The 17106-nt window shown below is 65.6% G+C and carries 2 pseudogenes; both read left to right on the forward strand.

The features are described from left to right. Window positions 1-20 precede the first annotated feature (20 nt). Window positions 21-7783, forward strand: a pseudogene (locus G6N08_RS21410) (amino acid adenylation domain-containing protein). After that, window positions 7768-17038 (forward strand): annotated as a pseudogene (locus tag G6N08_RS21415) (amino acid adenylation domain-containing protein); the annotation flags it as partial. The pseudogenes G6N08_RS21410 and G6N08_RS21415, both read left to right, overlap by 16 nt. Between the last annotated feature and the right edge of the window lie 68 nt (window positions 17039-17106).

The following is a 17106-nucleotide window of genomic DNA, read 5'->3' on the forward strand; positions in this document are numbered from 1 at the left end:
GTTTGAGGTCAGGGAGTCCGATGGAACTGAACGATCGCGCACTTCCGCTGACGAGGGGACAGCTGGACATATGGTTGGCGCAGGAGACAGGTCACTCCGGGACAGAGTGGCAGATCGGCCTTTTGGTGCGAATCGAGGGCGCGCTAGAACGTGATGCCCTCGAATGGGCGATCCGCCGAGTGATGCAAGAGGCTGAACCGGTCCGGGTTTCCTGTTTCGAGGTAGACGGCCAGGTTTACCAACGAGCGGTCGATTATCCGAATATCGAACTGGATTTTTATGACGTGAGCTGCTTGGCCGATCCCGTGCAGGAAGCGCAGGAGATAGCATTATCGATCCAGCGCACGCCAATGCCGTTCACCGGCCCGCTGTTCAAATATGCATTGTTTCGGACGCGGCCCGATGAATACTATCTATTCGGATGCTACCATCATATAGTCATTGACGCGGCTGGTATCGGGTTGGTGGGCAATCGGATTGCCGCTGTCTATTCTGCAATTATTTCCGGAGAACCGATCCCGCCCGCCTTCTTTGGCTCATTGCAGGACCTGGTCGACTGCGAATTAGAATACGAAGCGTCCCAGGATTATCGCGACGATGAGGCTTATTGGACGGGGAATCTTCCAGCGGAAAGCAACCTGACTTCCGGGTCGCTGCAGGCTGTCGATGGGCACGATCCGAATTGGCGTTCAGCGCCAGTGCGATTGGACCCTGCGGTGCTTCGCCGAGTACACGAGTTGGCCGACATGTGGAATATGCCTCGGTCGTCGGTCATCACCGCCGCGTGTGCCCTTGTGGTTCGTGGGTGGTGCGCTGAGGGCTCCGAAGTGGTGCTCGACTTCCCAGTCAGCAGGCGAGTACGTCCGGAATCAAAGAGACTGCCCGGGATGGTTGCCGGAGTCGTGCCGCTGGTATTGAGGGTCTCTGCGGCATCTACGGTTGCCGGTTTTTGCGACCATGTTCACACGCGAATCCGGGAAGCGTTGCAGCATCAAAGATTTCCAGTGCAGGCCCTCGAGCGCAAAGTCCACCCCCGTGGTCCAGGGCAGTCGGTCGATAGAGTCGTCGTTGATTTCTTCCCCACCTCATTCTCGCTGGACTTCGGCGGTATCGCGGCGTCGGCGTCAATGACCAATTCCGGTCTGGTGGGCGGCTTTGGGTTGATCTTTTCGGGTGTCGGTGACGAGCTGTTTCTCACCACGTTGGGTGCCGGGCAGCTGTTTTCGAATTTTGACGTCACCGATGTGGCATCGCGGTTGCAGCGGGTGTTGGTGGCGATGACGGCGGATCCGGGTCGGCGGTTGTCGTCGATTGAGGTGCTGGATGGGGGGGAGCGTGCCCGTTTGGAGGGGTGGGGTAATCGGGCGATTCTGACCCGGCCCTCACCGGTGCTGGATTCGATTCCGGGGTTGTTCGCCGCGCAGGTGGCGCGTGTGCCTGAGGCGGTGGCGCTTAGTTGTGGGGGCCAGTCGATGACCTACCGCCAGCTGGAGGAGGCGGCGAACCGGTTGGCGCGGGTGCTGTGTGGTTATGGGGCGGGCCCGGGTGAGTGTGTGGCGGTGCTGATGGAGGCTCCGCGCAGGCGGTGGTGGCGATTTTGGCGGTGCTGAAAACCGGGGCGGCCTATGTGCCCATTGATGCGGGGGTGCCGGCGACGCGGATACGGTTCATGCTCGGTGACGCCGCGCCGATCGCGGTGGTGACCACCGGGGCGCTGGCCGGGCGGGTCGAAGGCTGTGATCTGCGGGTCATCGATGTCGATGACCCGGCGGTGCGCACCCAACCCGGCACCGCGCTGCCCGCCCCGGCCCCCGACAATATCGCCTACATCATTTACACCTCGGGCACCACCGGGGCGCCTAAAGGGTGGCGGTCCCGCATGCGAATGTGGCCCGGCTGCTGGCGGTGCTGGACCGCGAGATGGGTTTGGGTGGGGGGCGGGTGTGGTCGCAGTGTCATTCGTTGGCGTTTGATTTTTCGGTGTGGGAGATTTTCGGGGCGCTGCTTTATGGTGGGCGGTTGGTGGTGGTGCCCGAGTCGGTGGCGCGGTCACCAGAGGATTTCCACGCCCTGCTGGTTAAAGAGCGGGTCAGTGTTTTAAGTCAGACCCCGTCGGCGTTTTATGCGTTACAAACCGCTGACGTGTTATCAGCTGAGCTGGGGCGCCAACTTGTGTTGGAGGCTGTGGTGTTCGGTGGGGAGGCGCTGGACCCGCAGCGGCTGCGCACCTGGCTGGATAACCATCCCGGGTCACCGCGGCTGTTGAACTTGTACGGCATCACCGAGACGACGGTGCATGCGTCGTTTCGGGAGATCGGCGGCGGTGATGTTGATAGCGCGGTCAGCCCGATCGGGTGCCGTTGGCGCATTTGGGTTTTTTCGTGCTCGATGGGTGGTTGCGGCCGGTGCCGGTGGGTGTGGTGGGGGAATTGTATGTGGCCGGCCAAGGCGTCGCTGTCGGGTATGTCGGGCGGGCGGGGTTGACGGGGTCGCGGTTTGTGGCGTGCCCGTTTGGGGGCCCGGGTGCGCGCATGTATCGCACCGGGGATTTGGTGCGCTGGGGGGCCGATGGGCAGCTGCATTATCTGGGGCGCGCGGATGCGCAGGTCAAAATCCGCGGGTATCGCATCGAGTTGGGTGAGGTGCAGGCGGCGTTGAATGCGCTGCCGGGGGTGGGGCAGGCGGTGGTGATCGCCCGCGAGGACCGTCCCGGGGATAAGCGGCTGGTGGGGTATGTGACCGGTGCGGTTGAGCCGGCCGCGGTGCGCGCGGCGTTGGCTGAGCGGCTGCCGGGGTATATGGTGCCGGCCGCGGTGGTGGTGTTAGCGGCGCTGCCGTTGACGGTTAACGGCAAACTCGACACCCGGGCCCTGCCGGCCCCGGAGTATCAAGACGCGGATCGTTACCGCGCCCCCACCGACGCGGTGGAAGAGATTTTGGCCGGGATCTACGCCCAGGTGCTGGGTTTGCCGCGGGTGGGGGTCGACGACTCGTTTTTCGAACTGGGTGGGGACAGTATTTTGTCGATGCAGGTGGTGGCGCGGGCCCGCGCCGCCGGGGTGGTGTGCCGGCCGCGCGATATTTTCGTGGAGCAGACCGTGGCCCGGCTGGCCCGGGTGGCCAAGGTGGCTGACACTGCAGTCGATGTGGTCGATGAGGGTATCGGCCCGGTGGTGGCCACCCCGATCATGTGCTGGCTGCAGGGTATGGCGGGCCCGGTGGAGCAGTTCAACCAGACGATGCTGCTGCAGGCCCCGGTGGGGGTGAGCCAGGCCGATGTGGTGGTGTTGTTGCAGACGCTGCTGGATCGGCATGCCATGTTGCGGCTGCGTGTCGATGATGACGGCGCGGGGGGGTGGTCGCTTCGGGTGCGTGAGGCCGGGGCGGTGGATGCGCGCGGGTGCCTGCACACAGTGGATGCGTTGTCTTATGAGGCGTTGATACAGGCGCGGTCACGGCTGAACCCGGCGGCCGGGGTGATGCTTAGCGCGCTGTGGGTGGCCTCGGCGGGCCAGTTAGTGGTGATCATCCACCATCTGGCCGTCGATGGGGTGTCGTGGCGGATCCTGGTGGAAGACCTCAACATCGCCTGGGCCCAGCATCGCGGTGGGCAGCAGGTGGTGTTGCCGCCCACCGGGACATCATTTGCCCGCTGGGCGGCGCTGCTGGCTGAGCATGCCCACCGCCCCGATGTGGTCCAACACGCCCACACGTGGCGGCGGTGGTGGCGGTCCCGCCCGCGCTGCCGGCGGCCTGCCCCGAAAAAGATAACTACCTGACCGCCGGGTACTTGTCGGTGTTGTTGGATGGTGAGACCACCCAGATGCTTGTGGGTGAGGTGCCGGCGGCGTTTCATACCGGGATACACGACATTTTGTTGATCGCGTTCGCCTTGGCGTGGGCGGAGTTTTTGGGTGTGGGTGACGCGCCGATCGGTATCGACGTGGAGGGCCACGGTCGCCAAGAGGAACTGGGCGCCGATGTGGACCTGTCGCGCACGGTGGGGTGGTTCACCACCAAATACCCGGTGGCCTTGGCGGTGGGGGGGCTGGACTGGGCGCAGGTGCGCGCCGGTGAGCCGGCGCTGGGGGCGGTGATCAAAAACGCTAAAGAGCAGCTGCGGGCCCTGCCGGATCCGTTGAGCTATGGTGTGCTGCGCTATTTAAACCCCGAGGTGGATTTAGGTGGGCCCGACCCGGTGATCGGGTTTAACTATCTGGGGCGTGTGGGCGCGACGGTGGGCGACGTGTCCGCTGAGGGGTGGCGCATCTGCCCGGACGGGTGGGCGGTCACCGCCGCGGTCGCGGCGATCCCGTTGCCGCTGGCGCACACGGTGGAACTCAACGCCGGCACCGTCGAAACCGACACCGGCCCACGCCTGCACGCCGGCTGGAAGTGGGCGTCCTCGGTGCTTAACCAAGACCAAGCCAACCGGTTAAGCCAGTTATGGTTTGACGCCCTAACCGGTATCTGTGCGCATGTGCGCCGCGGTGGGGGCGGGTTAACCCCCTCCGACATCGCTGCCCGGCTCAGCCAGCTGCAAATCGACGAGCTTCAGCAGCACTATGCGAATCGCTGATGTTTTGCCGTTGACCCCCCTACAACAGGGGCTGCTGTTTCACGCCAGCACCACACACACCAGCGATGACGTGTATGCGGTGCAACTCGATATCACGTTAACGGGCCGGCTTGACCCAAACCGGCTGCGTGACGCGGTGCACACGGTGCTCACCCGCCATCCCCACCTGCTGGCCCGCTTCTCCGACAAATTCGAAGAACCGGTGCAAATCATCCCGGCTGATCCGGTGGTGCCCTGGCGGTATGCCGAACTGGACCCCAGCACCGAGGTCGAAGAACAGGTTCAGCGGATCTGGGCCGATGAACGCGCCGCGGTGGGCAACCTCGCCGACCAACCGCCTTTCCGGGCCGCTTTACTGCGCACCGCCGAGCACCAGCACCGGTTTGCGCTGACCAACCACCACATCGTGCTCGACGGCTGGTCGCTGCCGATCCTGCTGCGTGAAATATTCGCCAGCTACTACGGGCAGCGGCTGCCTGCGGCCCCCTCCTACCGCAGCTTTGTGACCTGGCTGGCGGGTCGTGACCGTGACACCGCCCGCGCGATCTGGCGGGAGGTGTTCACCGGTTTTGACACCCCACCTTGGTGGGAGCCCCCGACCGGTGGGGGCTGGGGCGGCGCGACGTTACCTCCTTTCGGGTGCCCGAACACCTCACCCAGGCCCTGGGTGAACTGGCGCGCTGCTGCCACACCACCATCAGCACCGTGCTGCAAGGCGCCTTCGCCCAACTGCTGATGGGACTGACCGGCCGCCACGACATCGCCTTCGGCACCACGGTTTCGGGGCGCTCGGCCGAGGTGGACGGCGTGGACTCGATGGTGGGCCTGTTAATCAACACAGTGCCGGTGCGGGCCAGCCTCACCCCCACAACCACCACCGCTGACCTGCTTCACCAGCTGCAAACCACCCACAACCACACCCTCGAACACCAACACCTCGCACTCAGCGACATCCACCGCATCACCGGCCACGACCACCTGTTCGACACTTTTTTCGTCTACGAGAACTACCCCATCGACACCACCGCGTTAACTGGTATCGACGGGTTAGCCATCACCAAGCTCACCAACCGCGAATACAACCACTACCCGCTTGCCATCCAGGCCCTGCCCGGCCCCGAACTCGGTCTTCGCGTCGAATTCGACACTGATGTGTTTGACGCCGCCACCATCCAAACCCTCATCGAGCGGCTGCAACGACTGCTGACCGCCATGACCACCAACCCACACCAACCACTGTCATCCATCGACGTACTAGACCACACCGAACACACCCACCTCGACACATGGGGCAACCGGGCGATTCTGACCCGGCCCTCACCGGTGCTGGATTCGATTCCGGGGTTGTTCGCCGCGCAGGTGGCGCGTGTGCCTGAGGCGGTGGCGCTTAGTTGTGGGGGCCAGTCGATGACCTACCGCCAGCTGGAGGAGGCGGCGAACCGGTTGGCGCGGGTGCTGTGTGGTTATGGGGCGGGCCCGGGTGAGTGTGTGGCGGTGCTGATGGAGCGCTCCGCGCAGGCGGTGGTGGCGATTTTGGCGGTGCTGAAAACCGGGGCGGCCTATGTGCCCATTGATGCGGGGGTGCCGGCGACGCGGATACGGTTCATGCTCGGTGACGCCGCGCCGATCGCGGTGGTGACCACCGGGGCGCTGGCCGGGCGGGTCGAAGGCTGTGATCTGCGGGTCATCGATGTCGATGACCCGGCGGTGCGCACCCAACCCGGCACCGCGCTGCCCGCCCCGGCCCCCGACAATATCGCCTACATCATTTACACCTCGGGCACCACCGGGGTGCCTAAAGGGGTGGCCATCGCCCACCACAACGTGACCCGGCTGCTGGCGGCACTCGAGACCGAGCTACCCCCGGAGCAGGTGTGGTCGCAGTGGCATTCGTTGGCGTTTGACGTGTCAGTGTGCGAAATGTGGGGCGCGCTGCTTTATGGTGGGCGGTTGGTGGTGGTGCCCGAGTCGGTGGCGCGTTCCCCAGAGGATTTCCACGCCCTGCTGGTTAAAGAGCGGGTCAGTGTTTTAAGTCAGACCCCGTCGGCGTTTTATGCGTTACAAACCGCTGACGTGTTATCAGCTGAGCTGGGGCGCCAACTTGTGTTGGAGGCTGTGGTGTTCGCCGGGGAGGCGCTGGACCCGCAGCGGCTGCGCACCTGGCTGGATAACCATCCCGGGTCACCGCGGCTGTTGAACTTGTACGGCACCACCGAGACGACGGTGCATGCGTCGTTTCGGGAGATCGGCGGCGGTGATGTTGATAGCGCGGTCAGCCCGATCGGGGTGCCGTTGGCGCATTTGGGTTTTTTCGTGCTCGATGGGTGGTTGCGGCCGGTGCCGGTGGGTGTGGTGGGGGAATTGTATGTGGCCGGCGCCGGGGTGGGGTATGGGTATTGGCGGCGGGCGGGGTTGACGGGGTCGCGGTTTGTGGCGTGCCCGTTTGGGGGCCCGGGTGCGCGCATGTATCGCACCGGGGATTTGGTGCGCTGGGGGGCCGATGGGCAGCTGCATTATCTGGGGCGCGCGGATGCGCAGGTCAAAATCCGCGGGTATCGCATCGAGTTGGGTGAGGTGCAGGCGGCGTTGAATGCGCTGCCGGGGGTGGGGCAGGCGGTGGTGATCGCCCGCGAGGACCGTCCCGGGGATAAGCGGCTGGTGGGGTATGTGACCGGTGCGGTTGAGCCGGCCGCGGTGCGCGCGGCGTTGGCTGAGCGGCTGCCGGGGTATATGGTGCCGGCCGCGGTGGTGGTGTTAGCGGCGCTGCCGTTGACGGTTAACGGCAAACTCGACACCCGGGCCCTGCCGGCCCCGGAGTATCAAGACGCGGATCGTTACCGCGCCCCCACCGACGCGGTGGAAGAGATTTTGGCCGGGATCTACGCCCAGGTGCTGGGTTTGCCGCGGGTGGGGGTCGACGACTCGTTTTTCGAACTGGGTGGGGATTCGCTATCGGCGATGCGCCTGGTCGCCGCCGTCAACCGCGCCCTGGACGCCGCGATTTCGGTGCGCGCGGTGTTCGAGTCGCCCACAATCGCGCAGTTGGCGCCCCGAATCGGTGGGCATGAGCGCCGACTGGAACCGTTAGTGGCGGGTGAGCGACCCGCGGTGGTTCCATTGTCGTTCGCCCAAAGCCGGTTGTGGTTTATCGACCAGTTGCAGGGCCCTCACCGATCTACAACCTCGCGGTGGCGTTGCGGCTGAGCGGGCACCTCGACACCGACGCGTTGGGTGCGGCGCTGGCCGATGTGGTGGATCGCCAGGAAAGCCTGCGCACACTGTTCCCGGCGGTGGAGGGGGTCCCGCGGCAGCTGGTGGTGCCCGCCGACCAAGCCGATTTTGGGTGGGCCGTGGTGGATGCCAGCGGCTGGTCGCACACCCAGCTGAGGGAAACCATCGACACCGTGGCGCGTGACCCATTCGATTTGGCGACCGAGATTCCGCTGCGGGCACGGCTTTTCCGTGTCGGCGACGAGGAGCATGTGCTGGTGGCGGTGATGCATCACATCGCCGCCGATGGCTGGTCGATCATCCCGCTGGTGCATGACTTGGGGGTGGCCTATGCCAGCCGGTGTGCGGGGCGGGCCCCCGACTGGGCTGATCTGGCGGTGCAGTATGTCGATTACACGCTCTGGCAGCGTGCGCAGCTAGGGGAGCTCAGCGATAGCCGCAGCCGCATCAGCGAGCAGTTGGCCTATTGGGAGGATGCCCTGGCCGGCATGCCCGAGCATTTGCAGCTGCCCACCGATCGGCCCTACCCGCCGGTCGCTGATTACCACGGCGCCAGTGTGGCCGTCGACTGGCCCGCCGAGCTGCAGCAGCGGATTGCTCAGTTGGCCCGCGACCACAACGCGACCAGCTTCATGGTGTTGCAGGCCGCCCTGACACTGCTGCTGTCACACCTGTGCGCCAGCACTGACGTGGCGGTGGGATTCCCCATCGCCGGGCGCCGCGACGCCGCGCTGGATGAGCTGGTGGGTTTTTTCGTCAACACCTTGGTGCTGCGCGTCGATTTGAGCGGAGATCCCAGCGTCGCCGAACTGCTGGCCCAGGTGCGGCGGCGCAGCCTGGCCGCCTACGAGCACCAAGATGTGCCTTTTGAGGTGCTGGTGGAGCGGCTTAATCCCCCCCGAAGCCTGACCCATCACCCGCTGGTGCAGGTGATGTTGGCCTGGCAAAACTTCGCCTGGCAAGACAGCAACGCCGCCGGGCTGGCCTTAGGGGATGTGCAGATCACACCACTGCCGCTTGACACCCACACCGCCCGCATGGACCTGTCGTTTTCCTTGACCCCACGCTGGAGCCAAACCGGTGAGCCCGCCGGGATCGGTGGGGCGGTGGAGTTTCGCACCGATGTGTTTGACACCACCACCATCCAAACCCTCATCGAGCGGTTGCAGCGGGTGTTGACCGCCATGACCACCAACCCACACCAACCACTGTCATCCATCGACGTACTAGACCACACCGAACACACCCACCTCGACACATGGGGCAACCGGGCGATTCTGACCCGGCCCTCACCGGTGCTGGATTCGATTCCGGGGTTGTTCGCCGCGCAGGTGGCGCGTGTGCCTGAGGCGGTGGCGCTTAGTTGTGGGGGCCAGTCGATGACCTACCGCCAGCTGGAGGAGGCGGCGAACCGGTTGGCGCGGGTGCTGTGTGGTTATGGGGCGGGCCCGGGTGAGTGTGTGGCGGTGCTGATGGAGCGCTCCGCGCAGGCGGTGGTGGCGATTTTGGCGGTGCTGAAAACCGGGGCGGCCTATGTGCCCATTGATGCGGGGGTGCCGGCGACGCGGATACGGTTCATGCTCGGTGACGCCGCGCCGATCGCGGTGGTGACCACCGGGGCGCTGGCCGGGCGGGTCGAAGGCTGTGATCTGCGGGTCATCGATGTCGATGACCCGGCGGTGCGCACCCAACCCGGCACCGCGCTGCCCGCCCCGGCCCCCGACAATATCGCCTACATCATTTACACCTCGGGCACCACCGGGGCACCTAAAGGGGTGGCCATCACCCACCACAACCTGGCCCACTTGGCGGCGTCGTCGCCCCCACACCTCCCGGCGGAGCAGGTGTGGACACAGTGTCACTCGTTGGGTTTCGACTTTTCGGTGTGGGAGATTTTCGGGGCGCTGCTTAGTGGTGGGCGGTTGGTGGTGGTGCCCGATTCGGTGGCGCGGTCCCCAGAGGATTTCCACGCCCTGCTGGTTAAAGAGCGGGTCAATGTGCTCACCCAAACCCCGTCGGCGGTGGCCACACTCCGTCCGCAGGGCCTGGAGTCGGTGGCGGTACTGCTCGGGGGGGAGACCTGCCCGGCCGAGGTAGTCGATCAATGGGCACCGGGGCGGGTGGTCATCAACGCCTACGGCCCCACCGAAGTCACCGTCTATGCGTCGATGAGTGCGCCGCTCTCGGTCGGGACCGGTGCGGCCCCGATCGGCTCGCCGGTATCGACCGCAGCGCTGTTCGTGCTGGATGGGTGGTTGCGGCCGGTGCCGGTGGGTGTGGTGGGGGAATTGTATGTGGCCGGCCAAGGCGTCGCTGTCGGGTATGTCGGGCGGGCGGGGTTGACGGGGTCGCGGTTTGTGGCGTGCCCGTTTGGGGGCCCGGGTGCGCGCATGTATCGCACCGGGGATTTGGTGCGCTGGGGGGCCGATGGGCAGCTGCATTATCTGGGGCGCGCGGATGCGCAGGTCAAAATCCGCGGGTATCGCATCGAGTTGGGTGAGGTGCAGGCGGCGTTGAATGCGCTGCCGGGGGTGGGGCAGGCGGTGGTGATCGCCCGCGAGGACCGTCCCGGGGATAAGCGGCTGGTGGGGTATGTGACCGGTGCGGTTGAGCCGGCCGCGGTGCGCGCGGCGTTGGCTGAGCGGCTGCCGGGGTATATGGTGCCGGCCGCGGTGGTGGTGTTAGCGGCGCTGCCGTTGACGGTTAACGGCAAACTCGACACCCGGGCCCTGCCGGCCCCGGAGTATCAAGACGCGGATCGTTACCGCGCCCCCACCGACGCGGTGGAAGAGATTTTGGCCGGGATCTACGCCCAGGTGCTGGGTTTGCCGCGGGTGGGGTCGACGACTCGTTTTCGACCTGGGTGGGGATTCGCTATCGGCGATGCGCCTGGTCGCCGCCGTCAACCGCGCCCTGGACGCCGCGATTTCGGTGCGCGCGGTGTTCGAGTCGCCCACAATCGCGCAGTTGGCGCCCCGAATCGGTGGGCATGAGCGCCGACTGGAACCGTTAGTGGCGGGTGAGCGACCCGCGGTGGTTCCATTGTCGTTCGCCCAAAGCCGGTTGTGGTTTATCGACCAGTTGCAGGGGCCCTCACCGATCTACAACCTCGCGGTGGCGTTGCGGCTGAGCGGGCACCTCGACACCGACGCGTTGGGTGCGGCGCTGGCCGATGTGGTGGATCGCCAGGAAAGCCTGCGCACACTGTTCCCGGCGGTGGAGGGGGTCCCGCGGCAGCTGGTGGTGCCCGCCGACCAAGCCGATTTTGGGTGGGCCGTGGTGGATGCCAGCGGCTGGTCGCACACCCAGCTGAGGGAAACCATCGACACCGTGGCGCGTGACCCATTCGATTTGGCGACCGAGATTCCGCTGCGGGCACGGCTTTTCCGTGTCGGCGACGAGGAGCATGTGCTGGTGGCGGTGATGCATCACATCGCCGCCGATGGCTGGTCGATCATCCCGCTGGTGCATGACTTGGGGGTGGCCTATGCCAGCCGGTGTGCGGGGCGGGCCCCCGACTGGGCTGATCTGGCGGTGCAGTATGTCGATTACACGCTCTGGCAGCGTGCGCAGCTAGGGGAGCTCAGCGATAGCCGCAGCCGCATCAGCGAGCAGTTGGCCTATTGGGAGGATGCCCTGGCCGGCATGCCCGAGCATTTGCAGCTGCCCACCGATCGGCCCTACCCGCCGGTCGCTGATTACCACGGCGCCAGTGTGGCCGTCGACTGGCCCGCCGAGCTGCAGCAGCGGATTGCTCAGTTGGCCCGCGACCACAACGCGACCAGCTTCATGGTGTTGCAGGCCGCCCTGACACTGCTGCTGTCACACCTGTGCGCCAGCACTGACGTGGCGGTGGGATTCCCCATCGCCGGGCGCCGCGACGCCGCGCTGGATGAGCTGGTGGGTTTTTTCGTCAACACCTTGGTGCTGCGCGTCGATTTGAGCGGAGATCCCAGCGTCGCCGAACTGCTGGCCCAGGTGCGGCGGCGCAGCCTGGCCGCCTACGAGCACCAAGATGTGCCTTTTGAGGTGCTGGTGGAGCGGCTTAATCCCCCCCGAAGCCTGACCCATCACCCGCTGGTGCAGGTGATGTTGGCCTGGCAAAACTTCGCCTGGCAAGACAGCAACGCCGCCGGGCTGGCCTTAGGGGATGTGCAGATCACACCACTGCCGCTTGACACCCACACCGCCCGCATGGACCTGTCGTTTTCCTTGACCCCACGCTGGAGCCAAACCGGTGAGCCCGCCGGGATCGGTGGGGCGGTGGAGTTTCGCACCGATGTGTTTGACACCACCACCATCCAAACCCTCATCGAGCGGTTGCAGCGGGTGTTGGTGGCGATGACGGCGGATCCGGGTCGGCGGTTGTCGTCGATTGAGGTGCTGGATGGGGGGGAGCGTGCCCGTTTGGAGGGGTGGGGTAATCGGGCGATTCTGACCCGGCCCTCACCGGTGCTGGATTCGATTCCGGGGTTGTTCGCCGCGCAGGTGGCGCGTGTGCCTGAGGCGGTGGCGCTTAGTTGTGGGGGCCAGTCGATGACCTACCGCCAGCTGGAGGAGGCGGCGAACCGGTTGGCGCGGGTGCTGTGTGGTTATGGGGCGGGCCCGGGTGAGTGTGTGGCGGTGCTGATGGAGCGCTCCGCGCAGGCGGTGGTGGCGATTTTGGCGGTGCTGAAAACCGGGGCGGCCTATGTGCCCATTGATGCGGGGGTGCCGGCGACGCGGATACGGTTCATGCTCGGTGACGCCGCGCCGATCGCGGTGGTGACCACCGGGGCGCTGGCCGGGCGGGTCGAAGGCTGTGATCTGCGGGTCATCGATGTCGATGACCCGGCGGTGCGCACCCAACCCGGCACCGCGCTGCCCGCCCCGGCCCCCGACAATATCGCCTACATCATTTACACCTCGGGCACCACCGGGGCGCCTAAAGGGGTGGCGGTCCCGCATGCGAATGTGGCCCGGCTGCTGGCGGTGCTGGACCGCGAGATGGGTTTGGGTGGGGGGCGGGTGTGGTCGCAGTGTCATTCGTTGGCGTTTGATTTTTCGGTGTGGGAGATTTTCGGGGCGCTGCTTTATGGTGGGCGGTTGGTGGTGGTGCCCGAGTCGGTGGCGCGGTCACCAGAGGATTTCCACGCCCTGCTGGTTAAAGAGCGGGTCAGTGTTTTAAGTCAGACCCCGTCGGCGTTTTATGCGTTACAAACCGCTGACGTGTTATCAGCTGAGCTGGGGCGCCAACTTGTGTTGGAGGCTGTGGTGTTCGGTGGGGAGGCGCTGGACCCGCAGCGGCTGCGCACCTGGCTGGATAACCATCCCGGGTCACCGCGGCTGTTGAACTTGTACGGCATCACCGAGACGACGGTGCATGCGTCGTTTCGGGAGATCGGCGGCGGTGATGTTGATAGCGCGGTCAGCCCGATCGGGGTGCCGTTGGCGCATTTGGGTTTTTTCGTGCTCGATGGGTGGTTGCGGCCGGTGCCGGTGGGTGTGGTGGGGGAATTGTATGTGGCCGGCCAAGGCGTCGCTGTCGGGTATGTCGGGCGGGCGGGGTTGACGGGGTCGCGGTTTGTGGCGTGCCCGTTTGGGGGCCCGGGTGCGCGCATGTATCGCACCGGGGATTTGGTGCGCTGGGGGGCCGATGGGCAGCTGCATTATCTGGGGCGCGCGGATGCGCAGGTCAAAATCCGCGGGTATCGCATCGAGTTGGGTGAGGTGCAGGCGGCGTTGAATGCGCTGCCGGGGGTGGGGCAGGCGGTGGTGATCGCCCGCGAGGACCGTCCCGGGGATAAGCGGCTGGTGGGGTATGTGACCGGTGCGGTTGAGCCGGCCGCGGTGCGCGCGGCGTTGGCTGAGCGGCTGCCGGGGTATATGGTGCCGGCCGCGGTGGTGGTGTTAGCGGCGCTGCCGTTGACGGTTAACGGCAAACTCGACACCCGGGCCCTGCCGGCCCCGGAGTATCAAGACGCGGATCGTTACCGCGCCCCCACCGACGCGGTGGAAGAGATTTTGGCCGGGATCTACGCCCAGGTGCTGGGTTTGCCGCGGGTGGGGGTCGACGACTCGTTTTTCGAACTGGGTGGGGACAGTATTTTGTCGATGCAGGTGGTGGCGCGGGCCCGCGCCGCCGGGGTGGTGTGCCGGCCGCGCGATATTTTCGTGGAGCAGACCGTGGCCCGGCTGGCCCGGGTGGCCAAGGTGGCTGACACTGCAGTCGATGTGGTCGATGAGGGTATCGGCCCGGTGGTGGCCACCCCGATCATGTGCTGGCTGCAGGGTATGGCGGGCCCGGTGGAGCAGTTCAACCAGACGATGCTGCTGCAGGCCCCGGTGGGGGTGAGCCAGGCCGATGTGGTGGTGTTGTTGCAGACGCTGCTGGATCGGCATGCCATGTTGCGGCTGCGTGTCGATGATGACGGCGCGGGGGGGTGGTCGCTTCGGGTGCGTGAGGCCGGGGCGGTGGATGCGCGCGGGTGCCTGCACACAGTGGATGCGTTGTCTTATGAGGCGTTGATACAGGCGCGGTCACGGTTGAACCCGGCGGCCGGGGTGATGCTTAGCGCGCTGTGGGTGGCCTCGGCGGGCCAGTTAGTGGTGATCATCCACCATCTGGCCGTCGATGGGGTGTCGTGGCGGATCCTGGTGGAAGACCTCAACATCGCCTGGGCCCAGCATCGCGGTGGGCAGCAGGTGGTGTTGCCGCCCACCGGGACATCATTTGCCCGCTGGGCGGCGCTGCTGGCTGAGCATGCCCACCGCCCCGATGTGGTCCAACACGCCCACACGTGGCGGCAGGTGGTGGCGGTCCCGCCCGCGCTGCCGGCGGCCTGCCCCGAAAAAGACACGTTCGCCACTGCCGGACAGCTGTCGGTGTTGTTGGATGGTGAGACCACCCAGATGCTTGTGGGTGAGGTGCCGGCGGCGTTTCATACCGGGATACACGACATTTTGTTGATCGCGTTCGCCTTGGCGTGGGCGGAGTTTTTGGGTGTGGGTGACGCGCCGATCGGTATCGACGTGGAGGGCCACGGTCGCCAAGAGGAACTGGGCGCCGATGTGGACCTGTCGCGCACGGTGGGGTGGTTCACCACCAAATACCCGGTGGCCTTGGCGGTGGGGGGGCTGGACTGGGCGCAGGTGCGCGCCGGTGAGCCGGCGCTGGGGGCGGTGATCAAAAACGCTAAAGAGCAGCTGCGGGCCCTGCCGGATCCGTTGAGCTATGGTGTGCTGCGCTATTTAAACCCCGAGGTGGATTTAGGTGGGCCCGACCCGGTGATCGGGTTTAACTATCTGGGGCGTGTGGGCGCGACGGTGGGCGACGTGTCCGCTGAGGGGTGGCGCATCTGCCCGGACGGGTGGGCGGTCACCGCCGCGGTCGCGGCGATCCCGTTGCCGCTGGCGCACACGGTGGAACTCAACGCCGGCACCGTCGAAACCGACACCGGCCCACGCCTGCACGCCGGCTGGACGTGGGCGTCCTCGGTGCTTAACCAAGACCAAGCCAACCGGTTAAGCCAGTTATGGTTTGACGCCCTAACCGGTATCTGTGCGCATGTGCGCCGCGGTGGGGGCGGGTTAACCCCCTCCGACATCGCTGCCCGGCTCAGCCAGCTGCAAATCGACGAGCTTCAGCAGCACCATGCGATCGCTGATGTTTTGCCGTTGACCCCCCTACAACAGGGGCTGCTGTTTCACGCCAGCACCACACACACCAGCGATGACGTGTATGCGGTGCAACTCGATATCACGTTAACGGGCCGGCTTGACCCAAACCGGCTGCGTGACGCGGTGCACACGGTGCTCACCCGCCATCCCCACCTGCTGGCCCGCTTCTCCGACAAATTCGAAGAACCGGTGCAAATCATCCCGGCTGATCCGGTGGTGCCCTGGCGGTATGCCGAACTGGACCCCAGCACCGAGGTCGAAGAACAGGTTCAGCGGATCTGGGCCGATGAACGCGCCGCGGTGGGCAACCTCGCCGACCAACCGCCTTTCCGGGCCGCTTTACTGCGCACCGCCGAGCACCAGCACCGGTTTGCGCTGACCAACCACCACATCGTGCTCGACGGCTGGTCGCTGCCGATCCTGCTGCGTGAAATATTCGCCAGCTACTACGGGCAGCGGCTGCCTGCGGCCCCCTCCTACCGCAGCTTTGTGACCTGGCTGGCGGGTCGTGACCGTGACACCGCCCGCGCGATCTGGCGGGAGGTGTTCACCGGTTTTGACACCCCCACCTTGGTGGGAGCCCCCGACCGGTGGGGGCTGGGGCGGCGCGACGTTACCTCCTTTCGGGTGCCCGAACACCTCACCCAGGCCCTGGGTGAACTGGCGCGCTGCTGCCACACCACCATCAGCACCGTGCTGCAAGGCGCCTTCGCCCAACTGCTGATGGGACTGACCGGCCGCCACGACATCGCCTTCGGCACCACGGTTTCGGGGCGCTCGGCCGAGGTGGACGGCGTGGACTCGATGGTGGGCCTGTTAATCAACACAGTGCCGGTGCGGGCCAGCCTCACCCCCACAACCACCACCGCTGACCTGCTTCACCAGCTGCAAACCACCCACAACCACACCCTCGAACACCAACACCTCGCACTCAGCGACATCCACCGCATCACCGGCCATCGGATACTGTTCGACACCGTTTTCGTCTACGAGAACTACCCCATCGACACCACCGCGTTAACTGGTATCGACGGGTTAGCCATCACCAAGCTCACCAACCGCGACTACTATCACTACCCGCTTGCCATCCAGGCCCTGCCCGGCCCCGAACTCGACCTTCGCGTTCAATTCCGTACGGATGTGTTTGACGCCGCCACCATCCAAACCCTCATCGAGCGGCTGCAACGACTGCTGACCGCCATGACCACCAACCCACACCAACCACTGTCATCCATCGACGTACTAGACCACACCGAACACACCCACCTCGACACATGGGGCAACCGGGCAATCCTCACCCAGCCACCACCAGTGCTGGCACCCGAATCCCGCGGTACCAGGCGCGATTATCACGCCCCGGCTACCCTCGTCGAGCAGATCATGGCTGATATCTACGCGCAGGTGCTGGGTGTCGACCGCGTCGGGGTCGATGAGTCGTTTTTCGACTTGGGCGGGGATTCGATTACGGCGATGCGGGTGATTGCCGCGATCAACGCAGCCCTCAATGTCTGCCTTACCGTGCCAACCTTATTCGACGCTCCCTCAGTGAGAAGCCTGAGCCAACGGTTAGGCGCAGATGCCGAGTTGGTGGACTAAAACCTCCGATAGCTTGTGCGATCCATCGGTGGGCGGTGGGA

The sequence above is a fragment of the Mycobacterium botniense genome (assembly GCF_010723305.1).
Lineage (GTDB): Bacteria > Actinomycetota > Actinomycetes > Mycobacteriales > Mycobacteriaceae > Mycobacterium > Mycobacterium botniense.